General features: G+C 73.3%; 5 protein-coding genes. 2 read left to right on the forward strand and 3 right to left on the reverse strand.

Annotation, left to right across the window (positions count from 1 at the left end; translation table 11 throughout):
* Positions 1 to 174 precede the first annotated feature (174 nt).
* Positions 175 to 15,066 carry a non-ribosomal peptide synthetase gene (locus LIV37_RS28090; RefSeq protein ID WP_158634880.1) on the forward strand — a complete coding sequence of 4,964 codons (14,892 nt, stop codon included), beginning with the start codon at positions 175 to 177 and terminating at the stop codon, positions 15,064 to 15,066.
* A gap of 7 nt (positions 15,067 to 15,073) precedes the next feature.
* Positions 15,074 to 15,583, forward strand: a complete 510-nt coding sequence (locus LIV37_RS28100) for a flavin reductase family protein (protein WP_020870469.1) — start codon at positions 15,074 to 15,076, stop codon at positions 15,581 to 15,583.
* 112 nt (positions 15,584 to 15,695) lie between these two features.
* Here LIV37_RS28100 and LIV37_RS28105 read toward each other — a convergent pair whose 3' ends face one another.
* The 3 genes from LIV37_RS28105 to LIV37_RS28115 form a co-directional block, all read right to left on the reverse strand.
* The gene (locus LIV37_RS28105) at positions 15,696 to 16,334 is read right to left on the reverse strand and encodes an MBL fold metallo-hydrolase (RefSeq protein WP_020870470.1); all 639 of its coding nucleotides are present in this window, start codon (positions 16,332 to 16,334) and stop codon (positions 15,696 to 15,698) included.
* Entirely contained in the window at positions 16,334 to 17,419 is a 1,086-nt protein-coding gene (locus tag LIV37_RS28110) for an S-(hydroxymethyl)mycothiol dehydrogenase (RefSeq protein ID WP_121824418.1), read from the reverse strand. Before LIV37_RS28110 ends, LIV37_RS28105 begins: the two co-directional genes overlap by 1 nt.
* Before the next feature lie 108 nt (positions 17,420 to 17,527).
* Positions 17,528 to 19,147, reverse strand: coding sequence for a M4 family metallopeptidase (locus LIV37_RS28115; protein ID WP_020870472.1), 1,620 nt, complete (start codon positions 19,145 to 19,147; stop codon positions 17,528 to 17,530).
* Positions 19,148 to 19,556 lie beyond the last annotated feature (409 nt).

Genomic DNA, 19,556 nt, shown 5'->3' on the forward strand with positions numbered 1-19,556 from the left:
CGGAAGCCCCGCTACGCCTCCCGGATCACGTACTCAATTCTTTGCACTGTCGTTGTCGCACCTCACGGGCGTCGGACAGGCTGCGACGAGTGAAGGCTGTTCAGCCGACTGTCTCCTTTCTCCCATCGAGTGTGGAGTGAGTGCATGTCTGTCCCGCAGGGTGTTCGATTCCGCTTGACCGACGGCCAGCGGGGAATCTGGTACGCCGTCCAGGGCGATCCCGCCAATCCGCTCTTCGGCCTGGCGGAGCGGGTGGACATCCAGGGCCCCGTCGACCCCGGGCTGTTCGAGGCCGCCCTGCGGCGGGTGGTGGACGAGACCGAGGCCCTGCGGGTGTCCTTCGGCGCGGACGCCGACGGTCCGTACCAGGTCGTGGCGCCCGGACTCGACTGGCCGTTCCACCTCGTGGACGTGTCCGGACAGGACGATCCGGAGGCCGCCGTGCGCGAATGGGCCGCGGCCGACCAGAAGCGCCCGGTGGACCTCTTCGCCGGACCGCTGTTCACCTTCGCGCTGTTCCGGCTCGCCGAGGACCGGTACGTCTGGTACCAGCGCCATCACCACATCGCGCTGGACGGCCAGAGCGTGGGCATGATCGCGCGCCGGGTCGCCGCCGTGTACTCGGCCGCCGTGGCGGGGGAGCCGTGCCCGGAGTCCGGCCACGGGGGCTTGCGGGAGCTCATCGAGGCCGACGCCGCGTACGGCGGGTCCGAGGAGATCGTCCGCGACCGGCGGTACTGGGCCGAGCAGCTGGCCGACCGCCCCGAGGTCCAGGGCCTCACCGCACAGCCCACCCGCTATCCGGACGGCCCGCTGCTGCGGGTGGTCTCCACGCTGGAGCCGGCCGCCGTCGAGTCGATCCGGTCGCTGGCCCGCGAGGCGGGCACCGCCTGGCCGACGGTGGCCGTCGCCGCCCAGGCGCTGTATCTGCACCGGATCACCGGCCGCACCGACGTCGTCCTCGCCCTCCCGGTCGCGGCCCGGCCCGGCGGCGACGCCGCGAGCGTGCCCGGCATGGTGTCCAACCTCGTGCCGCTGCGGCTGTCCGTCCGGCCCGGGGACACCGTCGCCGAACTGCTGGGCCAGGTCTCCCGGCGGATGCGCGGCGCGCTGCGGCACCAGCGCTACCGCTACGAGGAGCTGCGCCGCGACGCCGGCACACTGGCCGACGGCAGCCGTCTGGTCGGCCCGCGCGTCAACATCATCATGTTCGACTACGACCTGGACTTCGGCGGCCACCCGGGCGTCGTGCACAACCTGACCATCGGTCACGACGACGATCTGACCGTCGTCGTCGACAACCGGGCGGGCGACGGCGGGCTCCGGGTGGAGCTCAACGCCAGCCCCGAGCTGTACTCCGCCGCCGAGGTGGAGCGCCACGGCGAGCGCCTGACCGGACTGCTGCGCGCCCTGGGCGCCGGTGCGCCGGACCGGCCGCTCGGCCTGCTGGACATCGCCACCGAGGCGGAGCGCCGGCAGGTGCTGGTGGACGACGGTGGCACGGCCCCGGCCGCGACCGCCACCCTCACCGAGCTGTTCGAGGCGCGGGTGCGGGAGTGCCCCGGTGCGCGGGCGGTGTCCCTCGGCGCGGACACGCTGACCTACGCCGAGCTGAACGCGCGGGCCAACGCGCTGGCCAGGCTGCTGGTCGCGCGGGGCGCCGGTCCTGGCCGGTTCGTGGGCCTGGTGCTGCCCCGCTCGATCGACCTGGTGGTGGCGCTGCTCGCGGTGGTGAAGTCGGGCGCCGCCTATGTGCCCATCGACCCCGCGTATCCGGCGGACCGCATCGCGTACACCATCTCCGATGTGGACCTGACCCTGCTGGTGACGGACACCCGGGTCGAGGTGGCGCTCCCGGAGGACGTGGAGCGGGTGGTGCTGGGCGAGGAGGAGGTGCTGGCGAGGCTCGCCGCCCTGCCCGGCACCGATCTGACCGACGCCGACCGGCCCTCGCCCCTGCTGCCGGTGGCCCCCGCGTACGTCATCTACACCTCCGGTTCCACCGGGCGCCCCAAGGGCGTCGTGGTCTCCCACCACAACGTGGTCCGGCTGTTCACCGCCACCCGCCGGTGGTTCCCCTTCGGCGCCGACGAGGTGTGGACCCTGTTCCACTCCTACGCCTTCGACTTCTCGGTGTGGGAGCTGTGGGGGCCGCTGCTGCACGGCGGGCGGCTCGTCGTCGTCCCGTTCGAGGTGTCGCGGTCGCCGGAGCGTTTCCTGCGGTTGTTGGCGGACGAGCGGGTGACCTTCCTCAACCAGACCCCGTCGGCGTTCTACCAGCTCGTCAACGCCGACCGGGAGGACCCGGCGACCGGCGACCGGCTGGCGCTGCGCCATGTGGTCTTCGGCGGTGAGGCGCTGGACCTGGGACGGCTGGCCGAGTGGTACGAACGGCACGGCGAGGGCGCCCCCTGCGCACCGCTGCTGGTCAACATGTACGGCATCACCGAGACCACGGTTCACGTCAGCCATCTGGCCCTGGACCCCGAACTCGCCGCCTCCGGCGCCGGTTCGCTGATCGGCCGGTCCATCCCCGATCTGCGGGTGCGGGTGCTGGACGGCGCGCTGCGCCCGGCGCCCCCGGGCGTGGCCGGGGAGATGTACGTGGCGGGCGCCGGTGTCGCGCAGGGCTATCTGAAGCGGCCCGGCCTGAGCGCCACCCGGTTCGTGGCCGACCCGTTCGCGGGCCACGGCAGCCGGATGTACCGCACCGGCGACCTGGCCCGCTGGAACGCCGACGGGCTGCTGGAGTACCTGGGCCGTGCCGACGACCAGGTGAAGATCCGGGGCTTCCGGATCGAGACCGGTGAGATCGCGGCCGCGCTGTCGGCCTGCCAGGGCGTCGCCGACTGCGCGGTGGTCGCCCGGGACGACCGGGGCGGTGAGCGTCGGCTGGTCGCCTATGTGGTGCCGCAGGCCCCGCCGCAGGCCCTCGGCGAGGTGCTGGATCCGGCGTCTTCTTTTGGTACCTGGGCTGTTGGGTCCGCGCCGCAGGCCCCCGGCGAGGCGCTGGATCCCGGACTGCTGCGCAAGAAGCTCGGCGAGTCGCTGCCGGACTACATGCTGCCCGCCGCGTTCGTCATCCTGCCCGCGCTGCCGCTCACCCCCAGCGGCAAGCTCGACGCACGGGCGCTGCCGGAGCCGGAGGTGACCGGCGGGGCGGCCGGACGGGACGCCCGCACCCCGGGCGAGCAGGTGCTCGCCGGGCTGTTCGCCGAGGTGCTCGGCGTGCCCGCGGTCGGTGTGGACGACAACTTCTTCGCGCTCGGCGGCCATTCGCTGGCCGCCACCCGGCTCGCCGGCCGGATCCGCTCCGTGCTCGGCGTGGAACTCGCCGTCCACGAGGTGTTCGACCGGCCCACCGTGGCCACGCTCGCCGAGTTGCTGGACACCGCGCGGGCGGCGCGGCCCGCGCTGATCCCGGCGGACCGGCCGGAGCCCATGCCGCTGTCGTTCGCCCAGGCCCGGCTGTGGTTCCTCGACCGGCTCGACGGCCCCAACCCCACGTACAACATCCCCTTCGTGCTGCGGATGTCCGGCGACCTGGACGTCCCGGCGCTGCGGGCGGCGCTGCGCGACGTCCTGCTGCGGCACGAGAGCCTGCGCACCGTCTTCCCCGACACCGCGGGCGAACCCCGGCAGCACCTGGTGCCCGCCGGGGAACTGCCGCCGCTGCCGTACGCGTCCGAGGTCGCCGCCGCGGACCTGCCCGCCGCCCTGGCGGCCGCCGCCGGCCACAGCTTCCGACTCGCCGCCGAACTGCCGCTGCGCGCCGAGCTGTTCCACCTCGGCGGCGGTGAGCACGTGCTGTCCGTCGTGGTCCACCACATCGCCGGGGACGGCTGGTCCCTGGCGCCGCTGGTGCGCGATCTTTCGGCCGCCTACACCGCCCGCTGCGACGGCCGGGCCCCCGGCTGGGAGCCGCTGCCGGTCGCCTACGCCGACTACACCCTCTGGCAGCGGTCACTGCTGGGCGAGGACTCCGACGAGACCAGTCCGCTGGCCCGTCAGCTGGCGTACTGGAAGACCGCGCTGGCCGGTCTCCCCGAGGAGCTGGCCCTGCCCACCGACCGGCCCCGGCCCGCCGTGGCGAGCCACCGCGGCGCCGTACTGGACTGCGAGATCGGCCCCGAACTCCACCGTGAGCTGCTCGCCGTCGCCCACGCCGGCGGCGCCAGCGTGTTCATGGTGCTGCAGGCGGCGCTGGCCGTGCTGCTGTCCAAGCTCGGCGCGGGCGACGACATCCCGGTCGGCAGCCCGATCGCCGGACGGACCGACGAGGCCCTGGACGACCTGGTCGGGTTCTTCGTCAACACGCTGGTGCTGCGCACCGACACTTCCGGGCGGCCGTCGTTCACCGAGCTGGTGGACCGGGTCCGCCGGGCCGACCTGGCCGCCTACGCGCATCAGGACGTGCCGTTCGAGCGGCTGGTCGAGGTGCTCAATCCGGACCGCTCGCGGTCCCGGCACCCGCTGTTCCAGATCCTGCTGAGCATGCAGGACCACCCGGACCGCTCGCTGGAACTGCCCGGTCTGACCGCCTCGGTGGCCCCGGGCGACCTCACCATCGCCAAGTTCGACCTGCAGTTCGATTTCAGTGAGCGCCGGGACGCGGAGGGGGCGCCGGCCGGGATCGGTGGCCAGGTGCTGTACGCCACGGATCTGTACGACGCCGAGACCGTGCGCCGGATGGTGGCGCGGTTCCTGACGGTGCTGGAGTCGGCCGTGGCGCGGCCCGCAGGCAGCATCGCCGAGATCGACGTCCTGATACCCGGGGAGGCCCGCAGGCTGGCCGTGGAGTGGGCCGGCCCGGTCCGCGAGGCGCCCGCGCTCACCGGCTCCGTACCCGCCCGGTTCGCCGAGCGGGTGGCCGCCGCCCCGGACGCGACCGCGCTCATCGCCGCGGACGGCACGGAGATCAGCTACCGGGAGCTGGAGACGCGCGCCAACCGGCTCGCGCACCGGCTGCTCGCCGCGGGCGCCGGTCCGGAGGCGCGGGTGGCCGTGCTCCAGCAGCGCTCGGTGGAGCTCGTCGTCTCCCTGCTCGCCGTGGTCAAGGCCGGTGCCGCGTATGTGCCGCTGGACTCGCGCGCCCCGCAGGCCCGCTGGGAGCAGGTGATGGAGCGGACCGAACCGTCGGTGCTGCTCCTCGACCGGGCCCAGCCGGAGCTGGAGTTCACCCACCGGGCCACCACCGTCGTGGTGGACGACGACTTCACCGGGCATCCGGATCAGCCTCCTGTGGTGGCCGTCCACCCCGACCGGCTCGCGTATGTGATGTTCACCTCCGGCTCGACCGGCCGCCCCAAGGGTGTCGCGGTCACCCACCGCGATCTGCTGGCGTTCGCCCTGGACGGCTGCTTCGAGGCCGACGCCCACCGCCGGGTGCTGCTGCACGCGCCGCACGCCTTCGACGCCGCCAACTACGAGCTGTGGGTGCCGCTGCTCACCGGCGGCACGGTCGTCATCGCCCCGCCGCAGGACATGGACGTCCGCACCCTGCGCCGTATGATCGCCGAGCACGGCATCACCGGACTGCACCTGACCGCCGGGCTCTTCCGCGTCGTGGCCGAGAACGACCTGGACTGCCTGACCGGGGTGCGGGAGCTGCTGGCCGGTGGCGACGTCGTGCCCGGTACGGCGGTGCGTGCCCTGCTCGAGCGGTTCCCCGGCATGGTGTTCAAGGACACCTACGGCCCGACCGAGACCACCTCCTTCGCCACCTTCCACCGGGTGACCTCCGCCGACCGGGTGCCCGACGTGGTACCGATCGGTGCCCCGCTGGACAACACGCGGGCCCACGTCCTGGACGGCCAGTTGCGCCGGGTGCCGCCGGGCGTGGTCGGCGAGCTGTACATCGCGGGCGAGGGTCTGGCGCGCGGCTACTGGCGGGCGCCCGCGCTCAGCGCGGAGCGGTTCGTCGCCGACCCGTACGGTCCGGCGGGCAGCCGGATGTACCGGGTGGGCGACCTCGCCCGCTGGACCGAGGAGGGGGTGCTGGAGTTCGCCGGCCGCGCCGACGACCAGGTGAAGATCCGGGGCTTCCGGATCGAGCCGGGTGAGGTCGAGGCAGCGGTCGCCCGCCGCCCCGGTGTCGCCTCCGCCGCCGTGGTGGTGCGCGAGGACCGTCCCGGGGACAAGCGGCTGGTCGCCTACGCGGTACCCGCCCCGGGCCACCGCCTCGACACATCCGCGCTGCGCGAGGATCTCGCCGAGGCGCTGCCCGACTACATGGTGCCCTCCGCCGTGCTGGCCCTGGACACCCTTCCGCTCACCCCCAACGGCAAGCTCGACCGCAAGGCGCTGCCGGAGCCGGAGCTCACCGGCGAGGGAGCGGGCAGGTCTCCGCGCACCCCGCAGGAGCAGGTGCTGTGCGGACTCTTCGCCGAGATCCTCGAGCTGGCCTCGGTGTCGGTGGACGACAACTTCTTCTCCCTGGGCGGGCACTCCCTGCTCGCCACCCGGCTGGTGCTGCGCATCCAGGCCGTCCTGGGCGCCGACGTGGCGGTGCGCGACCTGTTCGACGCGCCGACCGTCGCCGAGCTGGCCCGGCTGGTCGACCGGGCCACCGGGGCGCGCACCCCGCTGACGCCCCGGGAGCGCCCCGAGGAGGTGCCGCTGGCGTACCCGCAGCGCGGACTGTGGTTCATCAACCAGCTCGGCCACGCGGACGGCACCTACAACCTGGGTGTCTCGCTGCGCTTCACCGGACGGCTCGACCGCGCCGCGCTCTACACCGCGCTGCACGACGTCATCGCCCGGCACGAGAGCCTGCGCACCCTCTTCCCCGACCGCGGCGGTGTGCCCTCCCAGGTCGTGCTGGACGCCGAGGGGGCCCAGGCCGAGATCCGGGTCTCCGAAGTGGCCGAGGAGCGGCTGGACGAGGCGCTGTCGGAGGTGGCGCGGCGCGGCTTCGACCTCGCCTCCGAACTGCCGATCCGCGCCGACCTGCTGGTGCTGAGCCCCACCGAGCACGTCTTCCTGATCGTGGTGCACCACATCGTCGCCGACGGCTGGTCCTTCGGCCCGCTGGTGGACGACCTGGTCGCCGCCTACACCGCGCGGCGCGCCGGGGCCGCGCCCGCCTGGCGGCCGCTGCCGGTGCAGTACGCGGACTACACGCTGTGGCAGGCCGAGCTGCTGGGCGCCGAGGACGACCCGGACGGCCTGCTGGGCGGTCAGCTGGACTACTGGAAGCGGACCCTCGCCGGTCTGCCCGAGCAGCTGGAGCTGCCCACCGACCGGCCCCGCCCGGCGGTGCTGGGCAACGACGGAGACCGTCTGCCGCTGTCCCTGAGCCCCGAACTGCAGACCGCGCTGACCGACATCGCCCGCTCCAGCGGCGCCAGCCTCTTCATGGTGGTGCAGGCGGGCCTGGCCGCGCTGCTGTCCCGGCTGGGCGCGGGCGAGGACATCCCCGTAGGCACGGCCATCGCGGGCCGCAACGACGAGTCCCTGGTGGACGGCATCGGCTTCTTCGTCAACACCCTGGTGCTGCGCAACGACGTGTCCGGCGACCCCACCTTCCGGCAACTGGTCGAGCGGGTCCGGGAAGCGGACCTGGCCGCCTACGCCCACCAGGAGGTGCCGTTCGACCTGCTGGTGGAGACCCTGAGCCCGGACCGGTCGCTCTCCCGGCACCCGCTGTTCCAGACCATGCTGACGTTCGAGAACATCCCCGAGCTGACGCTGCGCTTCCCCGGCCTGGACACCCGGCTGCACCCCGCCAACAACCGCACGGCCAAGTTCGACCTCGACTTCGCCATCGGCGAGACCTTCGACGCCGGGGGTTCCCCGGCCGGGATGACCGGCACGCTGGTCTACAACACCGACCTGTACGACCGGGCCGGCGCGCAGGCGCTGGCCGACCGGTTCGTACGCCTCCTGGAGACGGTGGCGGACAACCCGGCCGTCCGCCTCACGCAGATCGACCTCCTCTCCGAGGCGGAGCGCCACCGGGTGCTGGTGGAGTGGAACGGGGACGCGGCCGGTGAGGCCGTGGCCACGCTTCCGGAGCTGTTCGAGGCGCGGGTGCGGGAGTGCCCCGGTGCGCGGGCGGTGTCCCTGGGCGGGGACGGGCTGACGTACGGGGAGCTGAACGAGCGGGCCAACGCGCTGGCCCGGTTGCTGGTCGAGGGCGGCGCGGGGCCGGGCCGGTTCGTGGGTCTGGTGCTGCCGCGGTCGGTGGATCTGGTGGTGGCGCTGCTGGCGGTGGTGAAGTCGGGTGCCGCGTATGTGCCGATCGACCCCTCCTATCCGGCGGACCGTATCGCCTACACGATCTCGGACGTGGACCTGGCGCTCGTGGTGACGGACACCCGGGCCGATGTGCCGCTGCCGGAGGGCGTGGCGCGGGTGGTGCTGGGCGATGAGCGGGTCGCGGCCCGGCTCGCCGGACTGCCGGGTACGGACCTGACGGACGCCGACCGGATCGCGCCGCTCGTACCGGGCGCACCCGCGTACGTGATCTACACATCGGGTTCGACGGGGCGTCCCAAGGGCGTGGTGGTCTCGCACGGCAATGTGGTGCGGCTCTTCGAGCACACGCGGCAGTGGTTCGCGTTCGGCCCGGACGATGTGTGGACGCTGTTCCACTCCTACGCGTTCGACTTCTCGGTGTGGGAGCTGTGGGGGCCGCTGCTGCATGGCGGCCGGCTCGTGGTGGTGCCGTTCGACGTGTCCCGTTCGCCGGAGCGTTTCCTGCGGCTGCTCGCGGACGAGGCGGTGACCTTCCTCAACCAGACGCCCTCGGCGTTCTACCAGCTGGTTCACGCCGACCGGGAGGACCCGGCGACCGGCGACCGGCTGGCGCTGCGCCATGTGGTGTTCGGTGGCGAGGCGCTGGACCTGGGACGGCTGGCCGACTGGTACGAACGGCACGGCGAGGGCGCCCCCTGCGCACCGCTGCTGGTCAACATGTACGGCATCACCGAGACCACGGTCCACGTCAGCCATCTGCCGCTGAACGCGGAGCTGGCGGCCTCGGGCACGGGCTCGCTCATCGGCCGCGGCCTTCCGGACCTGCGGATCCATGTGCTGGACGGTGCGCTGCGCCCGGTGCCCCCGGGGGTGCCGGGGGAGATGTACGTGGCCGGTGGCGGCGTGGCGCAGGGCTATCTGAAGCGGCCGGGGCTGAGCGCGTCGCGGTTCGTGGCCGATCCGTTCGCGGGCGATGGCTCGCGCATGTACCGGACCGGTGATCTGGCGCGCTGGACCATGGACGGTCTGCTGGAGTATCTGGGCCGGGCGGACGACCAGGTGAAGATCCGGGGCTTCCGGATCGAGACGGGGGAGATCGCCGCGGTGCTCTCCGCCTGCCGGGGCGTGGCCGACTGCGCCGTGGTCGCCCGGGAGGACCGGAGCGGCGAACGCCGGCTGGTCGCCTACGTGGTACCGCAGGACCCGTGTGATCCACCCGAACCGGGCCTGCTGCGCGACGCGCTCGCCGCGTCGCTGCCCGACTACATGCTGCCGTCCGCGTTCGTGGTGCTGGAAGCCCTGCCCTTGAACGCCAGCGGCAAGCTCGACCGCAAGGCGCTGCCCGCCCCGGAGTACGCGCCGGCGCCGGCGGGCCGCGCGGCGGGCACACCCCGCGAGGAGATCCTCTGCGGTCTGTTCGCCGATGTGCTCGGCGTGCCCGCGGTCGGCGTGGACGACAACTTCTTCGACCTGGGCGGCCATTCGCTGCTGGCGGCCAGGATCGTCAACCGGATCCGTTCGGTTCTGGCCGTCGAGCTGTCGGTCCGCACGCTCTTCGAGGCCCCGACCGTGGCGGCCCTGGCGAGGGCCCTGGACGGGGAGGCGGCCGCCCGGCTGCCGCTGACCGCCCGCGAGCGGCCCGAGGTGCTGCCGCTGTCCTTCGCCCAGCGCAGGCTGTGGTTCCTCGGCCGGATGGAGGGGCCGAGCGCCACCTACAACGTGCCGGTGGTGCTGCGGCTGTCCGGGGAGCTGGACCGGGCGGCCCTGGAGCAGGCGCTGTGCGATCTGATCGGCCGGCACGAGAGCCTGCGCACGGTCTTCCCCGAGACGGACGGCTCGCCCCGGCAGCAGGTGTGGGACCCGGACGCGGTGCGGATACCGCTGACCGTGGTGGAGACGACCGAGGACGCGCTGCCGGAGCAGCTCCGGGCGACCGTCACCCGGGGCTTCGACCTGACCGTTCAACTGCCGCTGCGCACCACCCTGTTCGCGCTCGGCGCGAACGAGTACGTCCTGGCCCTGGCGATCCATCACATCGCCACCGACGGCTGGTCCACGGCGCCACTGGTGCGCGACCTGTCGGCCGCCTACGCCGCCCGCTGCGACGGCCGGGCCCCGGCCTGGGAGCCGCTGCCGGTCGCCTACGCCGACTACACCCTCTGGCAGCGTGACCACCTCGGCGACGAGGACGACCCGGAGAGCCTGGCCTCCCGCCAGCTGGCGTACTGGCGCCAGGCGCTCGCCGGGCTGCCGGACGAGCTGACCCTGCCCACCGACCGGCCCCGGCCGGCCGTGGCCGGCCATCGCGGCCGCACCCTGGACTTCGCGATCGAGCCCGGGCTGCACGAGCGGCTCACCGCGCTGGCCCGGGCCCGCGGGGTCAGCACCTTCATGGTGCTGCAGTCGGCGCTGGCCCTGCTGCTGACCAAGCTGGGCGCCGGAGAGGACATCCCGGTCGGCAGCCCCATCGCCGGGCGTCCCGACCAGGCTCTGGAGGACCTGATCGGCGTCTTCCTGAACACGCTGGTGCTGCGCACCGACACCTCGGGCGACCCGACGTTCGACCAGCTGCTGGAGCGGGTGCGGCGCACCGCGCTGGACGCCTACGCCCACCAGGACGTGCCGTTCGAGCGGCTGGTGGAGGTGGTCGACCCGGAGCGGTCCCTGGCCCGGCACCCGTTGTTCCAGGTCATGCTGATGGTCCAGAACATGCCGGCCGCCGAGACCACGCTGGGCGGGCTGGATCTGCGGCCCGAGCTGGTCGACCTGGGCGTCGCCAAGGTCGACCTGAGCTTCGCCTTCGGCGAGTGGCCGGACCGGCCGGGCGCGCTGTCCGGCGTCTGCGAGTACAGCACCGAGCTGTTCGACGCGGACAGCGTGGAGACGCTGGTGCGGCGGCTGATCCAGGTGCTGGAGGCGGTGACCGGTGACCCGGGGCTGCGGATCAGCGAGGTCGAGGTGCTCTCGGCGGCCGAGCGCGAGCGGGTGCTGGTCGAGTGGAACGACACCGCGCGGCCGCTGCCCGCACGCCGGGTCCACGAACTGTACGAGGCGCAGGCCGCCCGTACCCCGTCGGCCGTCGCGGTGCTCTCCGGCGGTGTCGAGCTGACCTACGCCCAGCTGGAGACGCGCGCCAACCGGCTCGCCGCGCTGCTGACCGCCCGTGGGGCGGGCCCCGAGCGGCTGGTGGCCGTGGCGCTGCCGCGCTCGGCGGACCTGCTCGTCGCCCTGCTGGCCGTGCTCAAGACCGGGGCGGCCTATCTGCCGCTGGACCCGGAGCACCCCAGGGACCGGATCGGCTACACCCTCCAGGACGCCCGCCCCGCACTGGCGCTGGCCACCTCCGGCACCGCGCCGCTGCTGACGCGGGACGTCGGGGACGGCGGTTTCGGCGGGGACGGCGAGGGCGGCGTGGACGGCGAGGGCGACTGGGACGGCGGTGACGGCTGGGACGGCGGTGACGGTGGCGGGCGGGGCCTGGCGGACCGTGGTGGGGAGGCTGCCGTCCGTGGCGGGGAGGCTGCCGCGGCCGGTGGTGCTGTGGTGGGTGGGCAGGGCCTGGCGGACCGTGGTGGGGAGGCTGCCGTCCGTGGCGGGGAGGCTGCCGCGGCCGGTGGTGCTGTGGTGGGTGGGCAGGGCCTGGCGGACCGTGGTGGGGAGGCTGCCGTCCGTGGCGGGGAGGCTGCCGCGGCCGGTGGTGCTGTGGTGGGTGGGCAGGGCCTGGCGGACCGTGGCGGGGAGGCTGCCGTCCGTGGCGGGGAGGCTGCCGTCCGTGGCGGGGAGGCTGCCGTCCGTGGTGGGGAGGCTGCCGCGGCCGGTGGTGCTGTGGTGGGCGGCGTACCGGTGCTGGTGCTGGACGACCCGGACACCGTCGCCGAACTGGCGGCGGCGCCCACGGCCGCGCCCGGTGCGGTGTGCTCACCGGATCACCCGGCGTATGTCATCTACACCTCCGGTTCGACCGGCCGCCCGAAGGGCGTGGTCGTCCCGCACGGCGCGCTGAGCAACTTCCTGGACGACATGGGCGAGCGGTTCGGCCTCGGCCCCGCCGACCGGCTGCTCGCGGTCACCACGGTGTCGTTCGACATCGCGGCACTGGAGCTCTATCTGCCGCTGCTGTGCGGCGCGGGCGTGGTGATCGCCGACCGGGACACCGTGCGCGACCCGGCCGCGCTGCTGCGGATGGCCGAGGAGACCGGGGCGGGGGTCGTCCAGGCGACGCCGTCGCTGTGGCAGGCCATGGTCACCGCGTCGCCGGAGGCGTTGCGCGGGCTGCGAGTGCTGGTCGGCGGTGAGGCGCTGCCGGAGGCCCTGGCCACGCGGCTGCGCACGTCGGCCGCCGCGCTGACCAACCTCTACGGACCGACCGAGACCACCATCTGGTCGACGGCCGCGGACCTGACGGACGGCCACGGCGCGCCCTCGATCGGCACCCCGATCGCCAACACCCGGGTCTATGTGCTGGACGACCGGCTGCGGCCGGTCGCCCCCGGGGTGCCGGGCGAGCTCTACATCGCGGGCGCGGGCGTCGTACGGGGCTACCACAACCGGCCCGCGCTGACCGCGGAGCGGTTCGTGGCCTGCCCGTTCGGCGGCCCCGGCGAGCGCATGTACCGTACCGGCGACATCGTCCGCCGGACCGCCGACGGCCGGCTGGAGTTCTCGGGCCGGGCCGACCACCAGGTGAAGGTGCGCGGCTTCCGGATCGAACTCGGCGAGATCGAGACGGTGCTGACCGCCCATGAGGCGGTCGGCCAGGCAGTGGCGCTCGCCCGCGCCGACCAGGGCGCCGGAGCGCGTCTGGTCGCCTATGTGGTGCCGAAGGTCCCCGGTGCGGCGCCGGATCCCGGAGCGCTGCGCACGAGGCTCGGCGAGTCGCTGCCGGAGTACATGATCCCGTCCGCGTTCGTGGTCCTGGACCGGCTGCCCCTCACCCCGAACGGCAAACTCGACCGCACGGCGCTGCCCGCGCCGAGCTTCGGCGCGGCGGCCGATTCGCGGCCCCCGCGCACCCCGGTCGAGGAGGCGCTGTGCGCGGTCTTCGCCGAGGTGCTCCGGCTGCCCTCGGTCGGCATCGACGACAGCTTCTTCGAACTGGGCGGCGACAGCATCGTGTCGATGCAGCTCATCGCCCGCGCCCGGGCGGCGGGTCTGGTCCTCGCCGTCAACGACGTGTTCGAGCACAAGACGGTGGCCGGGCTCGCCGCGGTGGCGGAGGTGCTGGACGACGCGGCCTCCCGCGAACCGGACAACCCCGTCGGCGAGTTCGCCCCCACGCCGATCATGCACTGGCTGCGGGAGCGCGGCGGTGCGATCGACCCCTTCAGCCAGCCGATGCTCGTACGGACCCCGGCGGACCTGGACCTGGCGACCCTCACCACCGCGCTCCAGGCGCTGCACGACCGGCACGATGTGCTGCGCGCCCGGCTGGTCGACGGGGGCGATGGGGACGGCGGGGGCGCCCGGCTGGTCGACCGCGGCGACGGGAGCGACGGGGGCGACGGGGGCGGCGAGCGCGCCCGGCTGGTCGACCACGGCAACGGGAACAACGGGGACAATGGGGGCAACGAGGACTACGGCGACGGCGGCTGGCGGCTGAGCGTGCCACCGGCCGGTGCGGTGTCCTGCGCGGACCGCGTCCGCCGGGTCGGCATCGCCGACGCCGCGCCCGCGGACCTCGCCCCGCTGATCGGCCGCGCCCTCACCGAGGCCCGCGCGGAGCTGGCGCCGCGGGACGGCGAGATGGTGCGCGCGGTGTGGTTCGACGCTGGTCCCGGACGGCCGGGACGGCTGCTGCTCGTCGCCCACCACCTGGTGGTCGACGGGGTGTCCTGGCGGATCCTGCTCCAGGACCTCGCCGACATCGCGACGGCCGTCGCCGCCGGACGGGAGCCGGAGCTCACCCCGGTGGGCACCTCGGTGCGCCGCTGGAGCGAACTTCTGGCGGCCGAGGTGCGCAGGCCGGAACGGCGGGCGGAGCTGCCGCTGTGGACGGACATCCTGTCCGCTCCGGACGCCCGGCTCGGCGGGACCGCGTCGGGCCCCGGGCACGACCCGGCCGGACCGGTCGCCCGCGTCACCATGACGCTGCCGGCCGCGAAGACCGCGCCGCTGCTCGGCGAGGTGCCGTCGGTGTTCCACTGCGGTGTGGACGACGTGCTGCTGAGCGCGCTGGCGCTGGCGGTCACCGACCGCCGCCGCCGGCTGGGCTCCTCGGCCACCTCGGTGCTGGTCGCCGTGGAGGGCCATGGCCGGGACGAGAGCGTCGGGGGCGTGGATCTGTCCCGTACGGTGGGCTGGTTCACCAGCCTCCACCCGGTGCGGCTGGACCCCGGCCAGGTGCAGTGGGGCGAGCTGTGGTCGGGCGGCCCGGCCACCGGGCGCGTGGTCAAGCGGATCAAGGAACAGCTGCGCGCGGTGCCCGGCACCGGGATCGGCTACGGCCTGCTGCGCCATCTGGACCGGGAGACGGCCGCGGAGCTGTCCGGGGCGGCCGTGCCGCGGATCGGCTTCAACTATCTGGGCCGGGTCGAGGTCCACGACGGGCCCGGGGGCGACTGGCGCCCGGCCTCGGAGGCGCTCGGGCTCGACCTCGGCGGCGACGGTCCTGGCACCCCGTACGGACTGGAGCTGAACGCCGTCACCATCGACCGCCCCGATGGCCCTGAGCTCATGGTGACCTGGACCTATGCCTCCGATGTGCTGTCCGAGGCGGAGGTACGGGAGGTCGGCGAGGTGTGGCTGCGCGCCCTGGACGGGATGGCGCTGCATGCGGCCGGACCCGGCGCGGGCGGCCACACCCCCTCGGACCTCGCCCTGTCGAATCTGGAGCAGGAGGAGATCGAGTTGCTGGAGGACGAGTGGTGAAGCGTCGATGACCATCACCTCTGAGGAGTTCACCCGGGCCATGGCCCGGGTGCCCGCCCCCGTGACGGTGGCCACGACGGTCGACGCGTCCGGACGCAGATGGGGGTTCACGGGCAGCTCGTTCAGCTCGCTGTCCCTGGCCCCGCCACTGGTGCTGATCTGCCTGGGCAAGACCGCGAGCACCCATGAGGCGTTCACCACCGCCGAAAGCTTCATGATCAACATTCTGGCGGAGGGCCAGGCGGGCATCGCGAGGCGCTTCGCCGCCTCCGGTGCGGACCGGTTCGCGGCGGGGGACACCCTGCCGATGGAGCTGGGGCTGCCGGGCATACCGGAGGCGGTCGCCCGGGTCGCCTGTTCACTGCACCGCGTCGTGGACGGCGGCGACCACTCCGTCCTCATCGGCCGGGTCGTGGCGGCCCATGTCGGCGAGGACGACCCGCTCGTCTACTGCGACCGCTCCTTCCAGCGCCCGGCGGCGGTGGCCGAGACGGTCCGCGGGGCCGCGGTCTGGTGAGCGCGGCCCCGCGGACCGGGGGTGGGCCGACCGCGGGGGCGCGATGGCTCCCGCGTGGTCTACGTGTTCGGGTGTGGGGCTGGCTTGTCCGGGGGTGAATCAACCGGGGGCTTCAGTGCCCGCGCGCGATCCACTCCTCCAGATGCGGGGCCTCGTCCCCGACGGTCGTGGAGTCGCCGTGGCCGGTGCGGACCACCGTCTCCGGCGGCAGCGTCAGCAGCCGCTCCCGGATCGACTCGATGATCGTCGGGAAGGACGAGTACGAGCGCCCGGTGGCGCCCGGGCCGCCCTGGAACAGGGTGTCCCCGGAGAAGACCGTGGTCAGCGCCGGTGCGTACAGACAGACCGCGCCGGGGGAATGGCCGGGGGTGTGCAGCACCCGCAGCCGCGTCCCGGCCACGGTGAGGGCGTCACCGTCGGCCAGCGGCTTGTCCGGGGCGCGGTCCGGGTGGCGCATCCGCCACAGCACCTCGTCCTCCGGATGCAGCAGGATCGGCGCGCCGGTGCGCTCGGCGAGCGCCGGGGCCGCGTCGATGTGGTCGTCGTGGCCGTGGGTGGAGATGATGCCGAGCAGCCGGCGGCCGCCGACGGCGTCCGCGATGGCGTCGGCGTCATGCGCGGCGTCGATCACGTACACCTCGTGGTCGTCGCCGATCAGCCACACGTTGTTGTCCACCTCCCAGGTGCCGCCGTCCAGCGAGAAGGTGCCGGAGGTGACGAGGTGGTCGACGCGTACGGGCGGAGGGGTCATCAGAACATCACCACCGAGCGGAGCACCTCACCGCGGTGCATCTTGGCGAACGCCTCCTCGATGTCCTCGAGCCCGATCGTCTCGCTGACGAACGCGTCCAGGTCGAGGCGGCCCTGCTGGTAGAGGTCGACCAGCATGGGGAAGTCGCGGTCCGGCAGACAGTCCCCGTACCAGGAGGACTTGAGCGCCCCGCCGCGTCCGAAGACGTCCAGGAGCGGCAGCTCCAGCTTCATCTCGGGGGTGGGGACGCCGACCAGGACGACGGTGCCGGCCAGGTCGCGGGCGTAGAACGCCTGCTTGTAGGTCTCGGGGCGGCCGACCGCCTCGATGACGACGTCGGCGCCGTTGCCGTCGGTCAGTTCCCGGACGGCCTCGACGACGTCGGCGCTCTTGGCGTCGATGGTGTGGGTGGCGCCCAGCGAGCGGGCCCACTCCAGCTTCCGCTCGTCCAGGTCCACCGCGATGATCTTCGCGGCCCCGGCCAGCCGCGCCCCGGCGACCGAGGCGGCGCCGACCCCGCCGCAGCCGATCACGGCGACGGAGTCACCGCGCTGGACGTTGCCGGTGTTGAGCGCGGCGCCGATGCCTGCCATCACCCCGCAGCCGAGCAGCCCGGCCGCGGCGGGCGAGGCCGAGGGGTCGACCTTGGTGCACTGTCCGGCCGCCACGAGCGTCTTCTCGGCGAAGGCGCCGATGCCGAGCGCCGGGGAGAGCGCGGTGCCGTCGGTCAGGGTCATGGGCTGCTTCGCGTTGTGGGTGTTGAAGCAGTACCAGGGGCGGCCGCGGCGGCAGGCCCGGCACTCGTGGCAGACCGCGCGCCAGTTGAGGATCACATAGTCGCCGGGGGCGACCTCCGTGACGCCCTCGCCCACGGACTCCACGGTGCCCGCCGCCTCATGGCCGAGCAGGAAGGGGAACTCATCGTTGATCCCGCCCTCCCGATAGTGCAGATCGGTGTGGCAGACGCCGCACGCCTGGATCCGCACCACCGCCTCGCCGGGGCCGGCGTCCGGCACCACGATCGTCTCGATCCTGACCTTCTCGCCCTTGCCGGGAGCTACCACGCCGCGTACCTGTTGAGTCATGACAGCAGCGTAAGTGGCGACCAGCGGCTACGACAGGGATGACGAGGCCCGTCCGGAACGGGCCGCACCGGTCCCCCGGTGCGGCCCGTCACCGCTTCAGGGGACCGCTTACTTCACGTTGATCGCGGTCCAGGCGGCGGCGACCGCCTTGTACTCGGTGGAGTTGGCGCCGTAGAGGTCGGAGGCGGCGCTGAGGGTGCCGGTGCGGGCGCCCGCGTACTTGGTCGTCGAGGTCCAGTACGTGGTCAGGGCCCGGTACCAGATCTTGATGGCCTTGTCCCGGCCGATCCCGGTGACGGTCGAGCCGTCGTAGGTCGGGCTGTTGTAGCTCACGCCGTTGATCACCTTCGCGCCGCTGCCCTCGGACAGCAGGTAGAAGAAGTGGTTGGCGGGGCCGGAGGAGTAGTGGACGTCGATGTTGCCGAGCGTCGAGGACCAGTAGTCCTTGGACGCCCCGTCCTTGCTGGGCTTGTCCTGGTAGCGCAGCGGGGTGCCGTTGCCATTGATGTTGATCTTCTCGCCGATGAGGTAGTCACCGACGTCCGTGGAGTTGCCCGAGTAGAACTCCACCGCGGTGGCCATGATGTCGGAGGTGGCCTCGTTGAGACCGCCGGGCTCACCGGCGTAGTTGAGGTTCGCGGTGGCCGCGGTCACACCGTGGCTCATCTCGTGGCCGGCCACGTCCATCGCGGTCAGCGCGTTGGCGTTGCCCGAGCCGTCGCCGTACGTCATGCAGAAGCAGGAGTCCTGCCAGAAGGCGTTGACGTAGTTGTTGCCGTAGTGGACGCGGGAGTACGAGCCCACGCCGTTGTTCTTGATGCCGTTGCGGCCCAGGAACTCCTTGTAGAAGTCCCAGGTCTCGGCCGCGCCGTAGTGCGCGTCGACGCCGGCGGTCTGGCGCCCGCCGCCCCATACGTCGTCCGCGTCGGTGAACAGGGTGCCGGTTCCCGAGCTGCCCTGGTTCAGGTCGTACGTCTTGTGGTTGCCCCGGGTGGAGTCGGTGAGGCTGTAGGTGGAGCCGCTCTTGGTGGTGCCCAGGGGCACCGTGCCGCTGTACTTGCTGGTGCCGGTGCCGGTCTCGACGCCCTCCCACTGGGACAGCTTCTTGCCCGTGGTGGCGTCGGTGACGACGTGCAGCTCGCTCGGGGTGCCGTCGGCCTGCGTGCCGGTGACGACGGTCTCCCAGGCCAGGACGGGCGTGCCGGTGGCCGCCCAGACCACCTTCCGCGGCGACTTGGCCTTCTCGCCGGTGGTGGCCTTCGGCGCGGCCTTCAGCGCGGTGCCGGAGGCGGCCGAGGAGGCCACGGCGGCGTCGGTGCTCTTGACCGCTATCCGCGCGTCGGTGGCCTTGTTGACGGAGCGCGCGCCGCTGGTCTTCTCGTGGACGACCAGGTCGCCGCCGAGGACGGGCAGCCCCGCGTAGGTGCGCTCGTAGCGGGTGTGAACGGTTCCGTCCGCGTCCTTGATGACGTCGCGGACGAGGAGCTTCTCCTTGGCCCCGAGCCCGAGGGACTCGGCCTGCGCGGAGGCGTCGGCCTGGGCCGCCTTGATCGCGGTGGCGCGCTCGCCCGCGGTCAGCGGAAGCGCCGTGGCGCCCGCCTCGCGGGAGTGCTCCGGCTGGGCGCTGGCCTGGCCGGTCTGCACGCCGATGACGACCATGGCGGCGGAGGCGACGAGCGCCGCCACGCGGACGGTCTTCTTACGGGGGGAGGAAGCGATGGGTCTCACTCGGTCTCCTTGCCTTGGGGCCGCCGGGTCGCGGCCCTGTGTAGGGGGTACGGACGGCCATGGGTGGGCCGTCCGGTCGAGCAGGAGTGGTGCGAGTGGTGCACAGAGAGGTGCATGAGGGCCTTACCGCGGAGTCAGAAGACGTGCGGCGGGCCGACCAGAGATTGTCATTGAACGATCGATTGGGATAGGCGCGTAACAAGAATTTGACCCGACGTTGTTCAAGTGGGGGCGAATTCGGTCAGCGAGGCATCAGGTAACAACAGCTGGTTGATGCTGACTTATGCCGCTACGTCATGCCCCTGCGGTATCGGTACCGCCGGCCGGGGCGGGGCCAGGGCCCGGCCGATCGCCCAGGTGACGAGCGCGGCGGGGCGATCGGCGGGCGCGGCGGCCGGGGTTGCCGTGC

The organism is Streptomyces rapamycinicus NRRL 5491 (assembly GCF_024298965.1).
Lineage (GTDB): Bacteria > Actinomycetota > Actinomycetes > Streptomycetales > Streptomycetaceae > Streptomyces > Streptomyces rapamycinicus.